This is a genomic window from Chryseobacterium lathyri (assembly GCF_019970085.1).
GTDB lineage: Bacteria > Bacteroidota > Bacteroidia > Flavobacteriales > Weeksellaceae > Chryseobacterium > Chryseobacterium lathyri.
In genome coordinates this window covers 751,851-767,297 of record NZ_JAHXYG010000002.1, presented here as the reverse complement: position 1 = coordinate 767,297, position 15,447 = coordinate 751,851, and the positions used below count along the sequence as shown (strand labels likewise).

Below are 15,447 nucleotides of genomic sequence, written 5' to 3'. Positions count from 1 at the left end.
TTATTATCTAGTCTATTTTACAAATATATAATTTTGAATGCTATAAATACAATCTCAAATTATTTTTTAATTCTATTTTAATTAATGTAAAAAGTGTCTAATCCCGGTAAACATCATTGGGATACCGTGCTCATTGGCAGCTTCAATACTGTCCTGATCTTTTACACTTCCGCCTGGCTGGATGATGGCTTTAATTCCTTCTTTGGCGCAGAAATCTACCACGTCACGGAACGGGAAAAATGCATCAGAAGCCAAAACAAGATCTCCTGTGAATTTTTCTTTGGCTCTTTCGATGGCCTGTTCAGTAGCCCAGATTCTGTTCACCTGTCCGCCACCAATTCCGAAGGCCTGGATACCATTGGAAACAACAATCGCATTTGATTTTACATACTTCACCACTCTCTGGGAGAAAAGAAGGGCTTTTTTCTGCTCTTCTGAAGGCTGTATCTCAGTTACCACTTTAATATCGTCAGAGAAATGATTGTCATTATCCTGAACAAGAATACCACCGTCGATCTTCACCCAGGTCTGTTTATCAGAAACAGGGTTAACGATTTTTATAATTCTAAGGTTTTTCTTTTTTCTTAAAACTTCAAGAGCTTCTTCATCAAATTCCGGAGCCATTACGATCTCAAGGAACGTTTTGTTCAGTTCTTCAGCTGTTGCTGCATCGATTTTGTAGTTCATTGCAACAATTCCGCCAAAAATAGAAACCGGGTCACATTCGAAAGTCTTTTGGTAAGTTTCTAAAGCTGAAGTTCCGATTGCTACGCCACAAGGTGTAGAATGCTTCACTGCACAACATGCCATTTCTTCTTTAAACTCCGTAACTACTTTCCAGCAAAGGTCCATATCACGAAGGTTGTTGAAAGAAAGTTCTTTACCACCCAGCTGTTCGAAATCTTTCATCGCACCGTTCTCAAACGTAGAAACGTAGTAAGCAGCAGTTTGATGAGGGTTTTCACCATATCTTAAATCAGATGCTTTTTTGTATGAAGCATTAAGATAGGTAGGATATTCTTCGTCTAAAAGCATTCTTGAAATAGCCCCGTCGTAAGCTGAAGTAAGGTTGAATACTTTTCCTGCAAGCTTTTTACGTGTTTCGATGTAGGTATCACCGTTCTGTTCCATTTCAAGCCTTACCGTTGCATAGTCTTCCACATCGGTAATTACGGTAACAGAATCAAAGTTTTTAGCGGCAGAACGAAGCATTGAAGGACCTCCGATGTCGATAAACTCTACTTTCTCATGTAAAGAAATGTCTTTGTTCACATTTTCAAAGAAAGGATAAAGGTTTACGATTACCATGTCGATCAGGTCAATTCCATGTTCCTGAACGGTTTTCATATGCTCTTCATTGGAACGGACTGCTAAAAGACCTCCGTGAACTTTCGGGTGAAGGGTTTTCACTCTTCCGTCCAGCATTTCAGGGAAATTGGTTACCTCATCGATCTGAATCGGATTTAAACCAGCATCTTTCAAATGTTTGAACGTTCCTCCTGTAGAAATCAACTCATAATTCCGGGCTTCCAAGAACTGGGCGAACTCGATCAATCCGCTTTTGTCAGAAACACTGATTAAAACTCTCTTTTTACTCATTTTACTTTCAATTTTTTACTTTTTACAGCTATTTCAAACTGTAGCCCGGTCTTTCACCCCCGGTCTTACTTTTATTTACTTAGATTTCTTTTAATGTAGCAATGTATCAGTCTAGCAATGTAACAATGAATTCAATTGGTACACTGGTACATTGTTATATTGTTATATTGACACATTATTATTTAATTTCCTAAAACTTTATTGATGGCTTTTGGAAATATCTCATATTCAATATGGTGAACTTTCTCTGCAATGGTTTCCGGGGTATCGTCTGCTGTCACCTCAAATGATTTCTGAAGAATAGCTTCCCCTTCGTCAATTCCCGGAGTTACAAAATGTACAGTTGCTCCACTTATTTTTTCTTTGGCTTCAATAACTGCATGGTGAACGTGCATTCCCCACATTCCTTTTCCTCCGAATTTCGGAAGCAGTGCTGGGTGGATATTAATAATCTTTCCGGTCCAGTTCTCACAGAATTCTGGTTTCAGGATAGATAAGAATCCTGCCAATACAATCAGATCTGTATCTTTCGGTATCACATTTCCCAATTCACTGCTGAAGTTCTTTCCTCTTGGGATCAGAACATTTTCTATATGATGATTTTTCGCTCTTTCAAGTCCGTAACATTCCCTGTCTGCCACCACTAAAGATATTTTTGCATTCTGGATTTCTCCGCTCTCAATGGTATCTATGATTCTCTGCAGATTGGTTCCGGAACCTGAAACGAGTATAACGATATTTTTCATGTTGTTAATGTAACAATGTATCAGTCTAACAATGTAACAATGAATTTAATTGGTACACTGGTACATTGACCAATTGTTATATTGCTAAATTAATCTTCTCGGTTCCTGCTGTAATTTCTCCGATTTCGTACGCATCGTCTAAAAGATGTAATATTTTTTCAGCATGGTCTGAATCTGCAACGATAATCATCCCTACACCCATATTGAAGGTTCCGAACATTTCTTCACGGGATACTCCACCTCTTTTTTCCAATTCAAGCATCACACTAGGAATTTTGATTTTAGCAGCATCAATAGAAGCACATAATCCTTCAGGAATAATTCTTGGAACATTTTCATAAAGACCACCGCCTGTAATGTGGGCAATACCGGAAACTTTTACTTCTTCCAATACTTTGTGGATGTCTTTATAATATAATCTTGTAGGTACTAAAAGAGTCTCGTATAAAGGTTTTCCTTCAAACTCTTCTTCGAAGTTAGGGAACACTTTTCTTACCAATGAAAATCCGTTGGAGTGGAATCCTGAGCTTGGCAGAGCAATGATCTTGTTTCCTGCTTTAATAGTAGAACCATCAATGATCTGATCTTTTTCTACAATTCCTACACAGAATCCGGCAACATCATAATCTCCGGGCTGGTACATTCCCGGCATTTCAGCAGTTTCACCACCAATCAATGCGCAATTGTTGTCCTTACATGCTTTCACCATTCCAAGAACGATTTCAGCAGCAATTTCTGAATCAAGCTTACCGCAAGCCAGATAATCTAAGAAAAATAATGGTTTTGCACCGTGGCAAAGGATATCATTGGCACACATGGCGAAGCAGTCAATACCGATAGAGTCATACTGTTTGGTATCCAAAGCTACTTTCAGCTTGGTCCCCACTCCGTCTGTTCCTGAAACCAGCACAGGGTTTTTATATCCTCCGATCTCATAGAAAGCTCCAAAACTTCCCAAATGGTTCAATACATTTGAGTTGTGGGTTTCGCCTACCGCTTTTTTGATCTTGTCAACCGTTTTGTATCCTTCTTCTTTGTCTACGCCTGCTGATTTGTAAGTGTTGCTCATGTTTAATAATTTTTATTAATGTAGCAATGTATCAGTTTAACAATGTAACAATCATCTTGTTGGGAAAACCAAAAAACTGGTATATTGATACATTGGTATATTGGTACATTTTATTTCTATAATTACTTTTTATATCGATTTTAGAAAATAAAAAAGCCGACAATCTTGGTAGATTATCGGCCGTTATTTTATCTCAGAATTTCAGAGTCCACAGTTTTCCCTTTCTCTGAGAAACATTCTTTAAAAGTGGTCTGAATTTTCATCTTTTTTCTTTTTGCAAAAATAGTAATTTTAAATTAATATTCAAATTCTATTTTTCAAGGATGATTTCAATGGCTGCAATCTTCTTTATTTTTTCTTTTAATTCGCTGTTTTTCTCTTCATTAGAAATCTTCTGAGCCGCTTTATCAAAGTTGTCATTAAAGAAAGGAAGTGAAAAAGTTTCTACAATATTTCCTCCGTGAAAAGGGAAACGCTTGGATGCAGCATCTAAAACTCCGGCTCCTCCTCGGCCTCCCGGAGAGGTTGACATTAGTAACATCGGTACTTCATTCCATACGGTTCTGTCTTTAATTCTGGATACCCAGTCGAACACATTTTTGAACGCTGTAGAGTAAGTTCCGTTATGTTCAGGTAATGAGACCAAAAGAAGATTAGCTCCATCAATTTTTGATGCAAAATCATGGGCTTCCTGGGGAACGCCACCTGCCAATTCTCTTTCGTGCTTATAGATCGGCATTTCGAAAGGATTAAGATCTACTACTTCTACTTCTGCATTTTCAAAAAGCGATGATGCGTAAGCTACTAACTGTCTGTTCATTGAAGCATCCGAATTGCTTCCTGCTATTGCTAAAACTTTCATTATTATCTATTTTTATATACTGTGTTCTATTTGTTATTTTAAATAAGCCGGCAATTCCATCGGTACTTCCATTAATAAGATCTCAGCATCTTCTATTGCTTCAATATTAAAGCTCTGAGTGTCCCAGATTCCCAATCCGTCTCTTTCATTCAAAATTCTGTCTCCTACTTTAGCGCTTCCTTTTAAAACGAAGGCATATACCCCATTTCCTTTTTTATTGAGCATATAGTTTTTGCCATTTCCTGCCTTAAAATTAGCCAGATTAAACCATGCATCCTGATGGATCCAAACTCCGTCATCATTTTTATTCGGCGATAAGATCTGCTGGAATCCATTGATTTTTTCTCCCTCTTTGATGCTTTTCTGATCATAGCGTGGCTCAACATTAAGTTCTTTAGGAAAAATCCAGATCTGCAGAAACTTTACGGCTTCATCTTTGTTTTTATTGTATTCGCTATGCATTACACCGGTTCCTGCACTCATTACCTGGATCTCTCCTTTTTTGATAACGGCAGTGGTTCCCATTGAATCTTTATGTTCCAGATCTCCTTCCAGAGGAATCGAAATAATTTCCATATCTCTGTGAGGATGTGTCCCAAATCCCATTCCCTGCGAAACGGTATCGTCGTTTAATACTCTCAACGCTCCAAAGTTCATTCTGTCCTTGTTCTGATAATTAGCAAAACTGAATGTATGGTAGCTGTTTAGCCAGCCGTGATCTGCGTGGCCTCTTGAATCTGCTTTATGATATACTGTTTTCATACGTGATTATTTATGGTACAAATGTAAGGGATGAGAGCCTTTGAAACTGTTGATGTAGGTTAAGAAAGGATCTGGGCTGTGGCAGAAGTGTTTTTCTGTTAATACAATGGTAGAAACTTAAGGCATAAAGATTTTATCCAAGACAAATTGACTGAGGATATAAACTAGTTTTGAAATCTAATATTTGAGCTAAAGCCTTTACTGACATGCTTAATTTAATATTATTAGTATTTATTTCAATTTTTCTGTCTCTACTGGAGTTCCGAAAATATGTTTGCGGTGATTTTCGCCCCAATCTTTCAGAGATTCCACAACAGGGTGTAGTGTACTGGTATATTGTGTGGGATAGTATTCTATACTTACCGGATAGGTATCCTTAACTATTCTTTCAACTAACCCGTTTTGTTCCAGCTCTTTTAGTTCTTTGGCTAAAACTTTTGAGGTCAGTTTCGGAATGCTTCTTTCAATTTCAGTAAAACGCTTATTTCCTGCATTCAAAGAAATGATAATTTGTAATTTCCATTTCCCATTAATAACATCCAGGGTATCGCGGACAGGTTTTAGCGCCTGCATGCAATCTTTATGATTATGTTGCTTTTCCATTTTTTCACTTTCCTTTAGGTAACTGCTATACTTTGGAAAGTAAATTTACAATAATTTTGTCATTAATAAAAACGAAAAAATTCAAAACAAAATGGCAAATATTTTAAATATCCAAACGAGCATCAGCGGAGAAAACTCTGTAAGCAATAAGCTTTCTCAAGCTGTAATTAATCAGTTATTGGATAAAGACCCAAACAGCAAAGTGGTAATTCGTGATCTGGCTTTAAACCCGATTCCCCATCTGGAAATTCATCATTTCAGTGCCTCCAGAATTCCGGATGAAGAAAGGAATGATGAACAGAAGGAAGCCTCAAAATATTCTGACGAATCATTAAAAGAAATCCAGGAAGCTGATATTATTGTGATTGGTGTTCCTTTTTACAATTTTACTTTTCCATCCACGTTAAAATCATGGATCGACAGCATTGCGGTTGCCGGGAAAACATTTTCGTATGCAGACGGAACACCAAAGGGTCTTTTACAAAACAAAAAACTGTTTTTAAATTTTGCCATCGGCGGAGTGTATGAAAACGGACTCATTGAGAATATGGAGCATTATTTAAGAACTTTATTTGGATTCATCGGGATTACAGATGTAGAAGTTTTCAAATCTCAGGGAATGATGGTTCCTCAATTAAAAGAGGAGAATTTTTCAAAGGCAGTTGCAGCTATTGAAACTGCTTTGGCGTAAATCGTGAATTATCATGGTGAATTTTTGCAATTTGTTATTGATAATTTCATTTTTAAACCATTAGCAAAATTAAAAATTTAGATCATTAAATTTTGGCTAAAGCCCTTTGGTGATGGCATTAATTGAAAAAGCGGGCTAAAGCCCGCTTCTATTGAATTGTATTATGATTGACTGACATTCGAGGTTTCTGTGCTTCCATCATCCGACTTCTTCCTCTAGCTTCTAACCTATAATTTCTAACTTCTTCCTTTAAAAATGTACCTGCTGGATTTCCTCTTCTATTTCCTTAGGGGTTTCATCTTCTGATTTTACAAAAATCATTGTAAGGACAGCTCCGATTAGCATGCAGATACCTCCGACTACAATATAATCTATGGCTTGCTTTCCAAAGACACTGCTTACAATGGGTCCTCCGAAAATACCATTGATGATTTGCGGGATTACAATGAAGAAATTGAAAATTCCCATATAAACCCCCATTTTCTTTTGCGGAATCGAATCAATCAGCATGGCATAAGGCATTGCAAGAATACTTGCCCAGGCAAATCCTAATCCTATCATTGAAATCCAAAGGCTATGGATATCTTTGATAAAATACATAGAAATAAGACCTAATCCACCACAAGCCAAAGCTAAAGCGTGGGTTTGCTTTTTACCAATAAACTTAGCAATCGGAGTCAGGGCAAATGCAAAGAAAATCGCATAGAAATTGTAGCTTCCAAATAAACTTCCCGTCAGATCTCCGGCTTTATTAAATTCCACTGAGTGGGTATCATCAGGAGAAAGTCCGAAATGGTGGGTTGCCAGAGCACTGGTTGTGAAAACCCACATGGTAAATAATGCAAACCATGAGAAGAACTGAACAATTCCCAGTTTTTTCATTTGAGAGGGTGCATTCCTGAAATCTTTAAAAATATCTGAGAATTTGGATTCATTTTTCACAATGGGTTTCCCACCTTCAAATGATGCGAACTCTTCCGGAGAATATTCTTTGGTCGTAATAATGGTATATAAAATTGATAGAATTAAAACTGCTGCCCCGATGTAAAAAGAGTAAATCACATTGTCTGCTACAAAACCTTTGGGAGCAACATTTGACACTCCTAATTTTGTCAGCCAGTTCGGCAAATCAGAACCTATAACAGCCCCAATTCCTATTAAAATGGTCTGAACAGAAAACCCAATGGTTGCCTGGTGTTTCGGAAGCATATCTCCCACTAAAGCACGGAAAGGTTCCATTGCCACATTGATTGATGCGTCCATCATAGCCAGGAAAATAACTGCCATCAACAAGACATTGGCAGCCAACATTTGTGTGGCGGAAGCAGCATTAGGAAGCATGACCAAACCTATTGCGCATAAAACCGCCCCAATTAAAAAATAAGGCTTTCTTCTTCCGAGCGGACTCCAGGTATTGTCTCCCATATGCCCGATAATCGGCTGAACAATCAATCCTGTGATTGGTGCAACGAGCCAGAACCAGGATAGTTCATGGACATCCGCCCCGAAATTGGCGAGAATTCTGCTTGCATTACCATTTTGTAAACCAAAAGCCATCTGGATTCCCAGAAATCCCATACTCATATTGATGATCTGAGCCATGGAAAGATTCGGTTTTATTTTTTTCGTAAAAGTACTGTGCGAAGGGTTCATTAGTGTTTTTTTAATTCTTGGATTAAGGTATTCTCAATGGCTGCCTTCTCTGCAACCACTTTATCAACTACATCATTCGGAACAGTTACAGAAAGTACATACTGTTTTACTTTCCAGCTTCCGTTTATTTTTTCTACAACGCCTGAGCCTCTGCAGATTTTCATTTGGGTATCCAGAAGCTCATCAAACCAGGCCAGTTTACCATCTTTGCTGAAATAGATGTTTCTTTTAAGGGAAGTGAAGTTCCAGGTTTTCTTTTTGTCAAAATAAGGTTTGGCCCAAACCATAAAAGCTTTTTTATCCCAAACTTCTGTAGCATCAGTTCCGATAAACGTGGACTCGTCTGCAAAGTAGTTAAAATAGGCATTGAAATCAGCTTTTGCGGCAGCAGTATTAAAGCCGTCCAGCATAGTTCCTATTTCTGTTTTGTCTTTTTCAAATTTGGTCCCGTTGGACTGGGCATATATTCCCATAAAACCAAGTATAAAAAGCGCTAAAGTGTAAACAATTTTTATTTTTTTCATAGTATCATTGATTTAATCTTAGAGTTCGATAATCATTGGAGTTTTTGCAGGTACAGTGAGACTTTTTTCCATAGAAAATTCCTTTCCTGAAATAACGTCTTTACCTTTTGTCACACCGTTTAATGATTCTGCAAAACGTTTTAAATCTAATGTCTGATCTTTTTCATTATTGTTGATGATTACCATTACATTGTCCTTGGTATCATATCTGAAATAGACAAATACACCATCCTGAGGAACGTAATTTTTAGTTTTCCCCGTATGAATCACTTCTTTTCCTTTTCTCCAGTTTAATAATTTTTGGCTAAACTGATAAAATTCTTTCTGATCGGGAGTCTGTGATGAAGGATTGAAAGCATTCTGCGCATCCGATTTCCACCCACCAGGAAAATCCCTGCGGATATCTGCATCGCCTCCCTTAGTTTTATCTCCTCTCATGCCTACTTCTGAGCCGTAATAGATCTGTGGAATCCCTCTGACCGTAGAAATCAGGGTCAATGCTATTTTGTAGGCTTTAGGATCGGCATTAAAAATCTCATTCCACCTTTCGGTATCGTGATTTTCAAAGAAGACCAGAAGATTATTAATATCAGGATACAGGAAGTCGCTGGTAAAAACGTTATAAAGCTTTACCATTCCTGTGTCCCAGCTTTCTTTTTCTTTAATAGCTTTCGGCATATCACCGTACAGCATAAAGTCCATAACGGAAGGCAGGTTAGAATTGTATCCCGCAGCTTCCCCGGTTTTGGAGTTTTTCTGCCAGGCAGAAATCTGTCCTGCGGTATTAAGCCATGTTTCCCCTACGATATTGAATTTTGGATATTCGTCGGTAATGGCTTTTGCCCATTTGGCCATGCCTTCTTTATCATTGTACGGATAGGTATCTACACGCAGCCCACCCAATTCGGCATATTCAATCCACCAGATTGCATTTTGGGTAAGGTATTTTAAAACCAATGGATTTTTTTGATTAACATCCGGCATGGTGGTATCAAACCAGCCATCCAGTGCATATTTTTTATCAATTTCTGAGGCATTGGTGTCAAACTGGGTCGTTGTTTTGTAATTGGACCGGTAAAAACCATTTTTTCCCTCATCAAACCAATGAATCCAGTCTTTTGAAGGCAGGTCTTTGATGATCCAGTGAGAAACTCCCCAATGGTTGGTTACATAATCCATGACCAGCTTCATATTCCGTTTATTCAGCTTCTGGGAAAGTTCGCGGTATTCTTCATTAGTCCCGTAGCGGCCATCTATTTTATAAAGATCAGTTTGTGCATATCCGTGATAGGAATATACTTTTTCATTGTCTTCGTTAACGGGTGTAAGCCAAACGGACGTGGCTCCAAGGTTTTGGATATAATCAAGGTTGTTGATAATTCCACGAAGATCTCCGCCATGTCTTCCGTTCGGTAAACTCCGATTTGCCTTTTCAATAAGGTCAGGTCTGGAGTCATTTTTTTCATCACCGTTAGCAAAACGGTCCGGCATGATAAGATACATGACATCTTTTGAAGTAAAAGATTCGCGGTCTGCGGATCCAGGCGCTCTTTGTTTCAGCTCATACGTATAGGAGCTGATATTTTTCTTTCCTTTCTTGAGATTGATTTTAAACTTCGGAACATTGATCTCATTGGTATTGACTGTTACAAAAACATAATTGGGATTTTCAACTTTTTTTATGTCTTTTATCTGAATACCGTCGGAAAGTTCAATTTCATTTTGGGCAATATCTTTTCCGTATACCAGGATCTGAAGTTCAGGATTTTTCATTCCTTTCCACCAAAAAGCAGGTTCTACTTTCTGAATCTGTGAAAAAGCCACAGATGCTGCTGAAAGGGCAAAAATTGTATATATTTTTTTCATTTATGATTGTATTTTGATCAATAGTTTTGTTAAAAAGTAATGCCCCGGCCCATTTTTCCGAATATAATGAACCGGGGCATAACAAACTTATGAATTAAATCTTAATTGACAGGCTTTACAGAGACAGCAAAACCGCCGCTTCTCGCCATTTTGAAATTCAATTTAGATTTGCTGGTGATCTGTTTTTTGTAGATGTTATAACTTTGAGGATTATCAATATAATCGGCATCTTTTCCATCTTCGTAAACGGTTACCTCATATTTTTTCCCTTTATCCAGGAAAGAGAAATCTACGGTGTATTCACGCTTATTTTCATCAGTAATACCTCCTACAAACCAATTGTCAGTACCTTTTGCCTTTCTGGCAGTGATGACATAATCTCCCGGCTCTGCCGATAAAATCTTAGTATCATCCCAGTCTGCAGCAACATCCTTGATAAACTGGAATGCATCCATATGCTTTTTATAGTTTTCAGGAAGGTCCGCTGCCATCTGAAGAGGCATATACATCGTTACGTACAGGGCAAGCTGTTTGGCAAGTGTAGTTTTCACAAAACGCTTATCTCCAGGAAAATAATAGTCTAATTTAGTCTGGAAAATACCCGGTGTGTAATCCATAGATCCTCCCATCCATCTTGTAAACGGAAGAACGGTCTGGTGGTCAGGTTTATTTCCTCCGAATGCTTCGTATTCAGTTCCTCTGGCTGCTTCTGCAGAAATATAGTTCGGATAGGTACGGCTTTCACCTGTAGGGCGTACAGATTCATGGGAATTGACCATGATTTTATAATCGTTTGCTTTTTCAGCAATTCTGTAAAAATGGTTGATTGTCCATTGTGAGTAATGGTGTTCTCCTCTTGGGATGATATCTCCCACATAGCCTGTTTTTACGGCATCATAACCGTATTTGTTCATCAGCTGGAAAGCTTTATCCGACCATCTTTCATAATTGGTTGCAGAACCTGAAGTTTCATGGTGCATGATAAGCTTAATGCCTTTCGAATGGGCATATTCATTCAGCATTTTGATGTCAAAATCCGGATACGGTGTAATGAAATCGAAAACAAATTCCTTGGAATGCCCGAACCAGTCTTCCCAACCAATGTTCCAGCCTTCAATCAGTAATCCCTGGAAGCCGTTTTCAGCGGCAAAGTCGATGTATTCTTTAACTTTGGTATTGTTGGCCGCATGTTTTCCATTCGGTGCCAGTTTTGAGAAATCTGTTTTGTCCAGATGTACGTTTTCAGCTGTAGAATAAGCCCACTGGGATTTTCCGATAATCATTTCCCACCATACGCCCATGTATTTTGTAGGGTGAATGTAGGAAGTATCGGTATATTTTGTAGGTTCGTTAAGATTGAAGATCATTTTGGATTCCATCACCTCTTCTGCTTTCGGGGAAACAATAATGGTTCTCCATGGCGTTACCGAAGGGGTTTGAATATATCCTTTTGCTCCCTGTCTGTCAGCAGTAAGATGTGTTTTGAACTTAAAATTCTGGGCATCTACCTCAAGATGGGAGGCCGGATAATCTAAAACCGCTGCTTCTGCAACATTTACGTATAGGGGCTCTTTTCCTTCTTTTTTAAGCATTAGCGGAGACTGTACCGCATTTTTCACTAATGACTGTGAAGCATTGGCATCGAATGCTTTATCCCATTGGGAAGGAATTTCGGAGATTTTTGTTTCCTGATACTGGTATTCCTGGGAATCGTAGTCTGCCACGATCCACCAGGCTTTCATGTCTGTAGGAAAGTCGATTTCTGAATCTTCTTCTCTGATCACGAAATAATTCAGGTTTTTCTGCTGTGGAAATTCATATCTGAATCCCAATCCATCATTAAACAATCTGAACTTTACAACAATACTTCTGCTTGTAGAAGCCTGATCCAAGGTAACGGCAAGTTCGTTGTAATGATTAATATAGTTTTTCTTTTCGCCCAAAACCGGCTGCCAGGTTTCGTTTTTAGAGTCACGTTTTTCTTGTGTTTTCGTGAACCCGTTGTTCAGGTCAAATTTTGCGTCTTCCGCTTTAGCTATTTCAGAAGCGAATTTAATAGCTGAGTCTTTAAATAATCTTAATCCTAATTTAGAATCTTCTACCACCACAGCACCATTGTATTTCAGATTATAATAGGGTACTCCCTGTTTCAGCTGAAAGTTCATTTCAAATTTTCCATCCGGTGATTTCAAAGACTGTGCATTAACACCTGCGAACATCATTGAGAGCAATATCGCTCCAACTGTAATTTTCTTCATAATGATTATTTATAAACTTAAAAATAGATAAAGTGCTGCGGTAAAGCAACACTTTATCAAATTATTTTGGACGTTTTACAATTTTGTAACAGTTAACTTGTAATAGGCCGAATTATGTAAATCCAGTTCTATTTTATAGTTTCCTGCTTCGGATACTTTATAATTAGGATCACCGTCTACTGTATTTTCAGCATTGAAATAAGTTTGTACGGCCTTTCCTGAAACCAGAGTCTGGTCATCTTTCTTAGGCTGGAATTTTAGTGCCCAGTCGTCATTTCCTCTAAATTTAAATGATCCTGTACTACTCAACATAATTGAATTGATTACGTAAGTCTTTGTAGCCGGATTATAAACAAAATCTGTATCTGAGTTCCATCCTGTAGGCGTAGCATCTCCGATTATACCAAAGTTTGCCAACACCGATGAATAGGTATTTGCAGCCCAATCAACTTTAACATAGTATGTTCCTATTACAGGGGCTTTTATGTTTGCTCCGTCTCCAACTAATTTTCCGGTATTCGTTCCGTCATCTCCTTTATTTCCCGGCCAATCTTGATTGATCGCAAATTTGTACTGTCCGTTTTCACCTGTAAGATTACTAATCCAGATGAATCCTCTGTATTTATTATCTTTTTCAGGAGAGAACAGGTTTGGTGAATTGGCAGGATTCCAATTTGCATAACCTGCTGCTCCGGCATATCCGCCAGGTACATTAATCTTCGGATATACCAAATCCGGGTTTGGAGTATAAGGTGTTACTTTAAGGGCTATTACATTGGAATAAAAAGCTGCTGATCCTACAGATGTTTTTAGTCTTGCTTCAATATCATTTACAACATCTGGTGTCGCTCCGATATTGAACATAGCAGCATTCATTGCAGCATGGGTAACTGAACCTGTCATTAAATCATTGGAAAAATCAACAGTAGCACTTTTTTTAAAATTGTTTCCTTTGATCCCGAATTCTATCTGCTGGCTGGAAACTACAGCGATATTAAATGTTGGTTTCGTCCATGTGAAATTAATCACAGCATCATTGGCAACGAGTTCATTAAGAACTATTGTACTTTTATCAGAAGAAAGTTTAGCAATAGTTGTTTCGTTGATCACAGCCTGATCTTCATCCTTTTCGCAGGAAATAACCAAAAAACCAATGAGGGCTATGGTTAATAATCTAAATATTTGTTTCATTTTATAGTGTTTTTAATTAATATCCAGGATTCTGAATCAGGTTAGGATTGGCTATAATATCTTTATTTGGGATGGGGAAAAGATTTCTATAGCTTTCAACAGCTTTTCCATCTTTAACATTCCCTTTCCATGGCCATAGATAATCTCCTGTAGTAAATTTGTTGAAACGGACAAGATCTGATCTTCTAGATGTTTCCCAAGATAATTCTCTTGCTCTTTCATCTAAAATAAAATTCAGGTTTATTGAAGTTACGTTTCCACTTGTATTACCATAAGCACGTTCTCTTAATTGGTTAACGTAAGTGACTGCAGTTGCCTGACTACCTCCACTTCCTCCTCTAAGAACAGCTTCTGCATACATAAGGTAGATGTCTGCTAAACGATATAGAGGAATATCAGCCTCCACCCAGTTATCATGTGCCCCTACAGATCCATTGCTTTTAACGTTCTTATACTTGATAAATGCATATCCATCTGTAAAAGAACCCAGATCGTTAATTTCCAAATTCTGTCCTGCTGTAAAAAACCTGCCTCTTTTATCAGTTCCATTAGTTGGGAATAGGTTTACAAATGCCTTTGTCGTTCTGATTCCGCTCCAACCACCATTGATTCCAAAATCAGAAGCTTTCATACCCCCACCTACTGCTGCATGGACTAAGTAAGTAGTTCCTCCGTTGGTTTGTGTATTAATCCCATCAAAATTTACACTTAGTATCTGTTCTGGATTACTGATATTATTATCTGCAAGGAACAGCTCATCATACTTTGGCTTTAAAGAATAACCTGCTGCAATTACTTTATTACAATAAGTAATACAGTCTGTATTTCTCTGTGTTCCTGTATATACTTCAGCATTTAAATATAATTTTGCCAATAACGCCCAAGCTGCAGCTTTGTCTGCTCTGCCATATTCATTGGTTTTAGGCTCTTTTAATTCACCTGCTACTGCAACCAATTCAGATTCTATGAAGTTAAATAATGATTTTCTGTCTATTCTCTGTGGAGGATTTACAGATCCAGGAAGATATGTTTCATCTACAAAAGGTACATTCCCGAACATATCAATTGCATGGTAATAGGATTGTGCTCTTAGGAAACGGGCTTCGGCTCTCATTAATTTTGCCTGAGCAAGGTTGTCTCCGGTAATATTATTTGCTGCTAATTTTTCGTCTGTAACATTTCTCAGAAATTCATTACAAAAAGCAATTTCCGTATATACTCTGTAATACATTGCAGCAATAAATTCATTAGAAGCATCCCATGTCATTTTATGAAGGGTATGAAGATTTCCATCATTCCAACCTATTACTGCTTCATCAGTAGTTATTACATTAAGGGTATACAGTAATCTTGTATACTGTGAAAAACCTCCGTTAATTCCATTAATATCACTATCAGGCTGGTCACCATCTCCACTTACCTGTCCTCCCATAGCAAGACCTCCATAGAGTTTTGCTAAAATATTTTTATAGTTGGAAAAATCTTTATAGATACTTGCAGAGGTAACATCTGTTATTGGCTCTCTTTCCAAATCTTTTACACATGACGCTGTAGTCAGTAGAAATGCAGCAGAAAGAGGCAATACTATATTTTTAAGTTTGATTTTATTTAGTTTCATCGTAA

13 protein-coding genes are annotated in these 15,447 nt (G+C 37.8%); 1 reads left to right on the top strand and 12 read right to left on the bottom strand.

The window, feature by feature from the left end:
- Nucleotides 1-81 precede the first annotated feature (81 nt).
- The 6 genes from purH to LC418_RS08800 form a co-directional block, all read right to left on the bottom strand.
- Entirely contained in the window at nucleotides 82-1,599 is a 1,518-nt protein-coding gene (gene purH, locus LC418_RS08825; protein ID WP_223558799.1) for a bifunctional phosphoribosylaminoimidazolecarboxamide formyltransferase/IMP cyclohydrolase, read from the bottom strand.
- 182 nt (nucleotides 1,600-1,781) lie between these two features.
- Complete coding sequence (gene purN, locus LC418_RS08820) at nucleotides 1,782-2,345, bottom strand: phosphoribosylglycinamide formyltransferase (protein ID WP_223558798.1); 564 nt, start codon at nucleotides 2,343-2,345, stop codon at nucleotides 1,782-1,784.
- A 76-nt stretch (nucleotides 2,346-2,421) separates the two neighbouring features.
- A complete protein-coding gene (gene purM, locus LC418_RS08815) occupies nucleotides 2,422-3,414 on the bottom strand; it encodes a phosphoribosylformylglycinamidine cyclo-ligase (RefSeq protein WP_111957669.1) in 993 nt (330 codons plus the stop codon).
- Nucleotides 3,415-3,724: 310 nt separating this feature from the next.
- The gene (locus tag LC418_RS08810; RefSeq protein WP_223558797.1) at nucleotides 3,725-4,276 is read right to left on the bottom strand and encodes an NADPH-dependent FMN reductase; all 552 of its coding nucleotides are present in this window, start codon (nucleotides 4,274-4,276) and stop codon (nucleotides 3,725-3,727) included.
- A 33-nt stretch (nucleotides 4,277-4,309) separates the two neighbouring features.
- Entirely contained in the window at nucleotides 4,310-5,038 is a 729-nt protein-coding gene (locus LC418_RS08805) for a pirin family protein (protein ID WP_111957673.1), read from the bottom strand.
- A 231-nt stretch (nucleotides 5,039-5,269) separates the two neighbouring features.
- Complete coding sequence (locus LC418_RS08800; RefSeq protein WP_111957675.1) at nucleotides 5,270-5,641, bottom strand: winged helix-turn-helix transcriptional regulator; 372 nt, start codon at nucleotides 5,639-5,641, stop codon at nucleotides 5,270-5,272.
- Nucleotides 5,642-5,732: 91 nt separating this feature from the next.
- Between LC418_RS08800 and LC418_RS08795 the strand changes: the two genes are divergently transcribed.
- Nucleotides 5,733-6,332, top strand: coding sequence for an FMN-dependent NADH-azoreductase (locus LC418_RS08795; RefSeq protein WP_223558796.1), 600 nt, complete (start codon nucleotides 5,733-5,735; stop codon nucleotides 6,330-6,332).
- A 249-nt stretch (nucleotides 6,333-6,581) separates the two neighbouring features.
- On the opposite strand, the gene LC418_RS08790 is transcribed toward LC418_RS08795, so the two are convergent.
- The 6 genes from LC418_RS08790 to LC418_RS08765 all read right to left on the bottom strand — a co-directional run bounded on the left by LC418_RS08790 (nucleotide 6,582) and on the right by LC418_RS08765 (nucleotide 15,442).
- Nucleotides 6,582-7,985, bottom strand: coding sequence for an MFS transporter (locus LC418_RS08790; protein WP_111957679.1), 1,404 nt, complete (start codon nucleotides 7,983-7,985; stop codon nucleotides 6,582-6,584).
- A complete protein-coding gene (locus tag LC418_RS08785) occupies nucleotides 7,985-8,509 on the bottom strand; it encodes a nuclear transport factor 2 family protein (protein ID WP_223558795.1) in 525 nt (174 codons plus the stop codon). The genes LC418_RS08790 and LC418_RS08785 overlap by 1 nt, the downstream gene beginning before the upstream one ends.
- Before the next feature lie 18 nt (nucleotides 8,510-8,527).
- Nucleotides 8,528-10,375 (bottom strand): glycoside hydrolase family 13 protein, encoded by a 1,848-nt coding sequence (locus tag LC418_RS08780; protein WP_223558794.1) that lies wholly within the window; start codon nucleotides 10,373-10,375, stop codon nucleotides 8,528-8,530.
- Nucleotides 10,376-10,476: 101 nt separating this feature from the next.
- Nucleotides 10,477-12,633 (bottom strand): glycoside hydrolase family 97 protein, encoded by a 2,157-nt coding sequence (locus tag LC418_RS08775; protein ID WP_223558793.1) that lies wholly within the window; start codon nucleotides 12,631-12,633, stop codon nucleotides 10,477-10,479.
- A gap of 75 nt (nucleotides 12,634-12,708) precedes the next feature.
- Nucleotides 12,709-13,824 (bottom strand): SusE domain-containing protein, encoded by a 1,116-nt coding sequence (locus LC418_RS08770; protein ID WP_223558792.1) that lies wholly within the window; start codon nucleotides 13,822-13,824, stop codon nucleotides 12,709-12,711.
- A gap of 16 nt (nucleotides 13,825-13,840) precedes the next feature.
- Nucleotides 13,841-15,442 (bottom strand): RagB/SusD family nutrient uptake outer membrane protein, encoded by a 1,602-nt coding sequence (locus LC418_RS08765; RefSeq protein WP_223558791.1) that lies wholly within the window; start codon nucleotides 15,440-15,442, stop codon nucleotides 13,841-13,843.
- Nucleotides 15,443-15,447 lie beyond the last annotated feature (5 nt).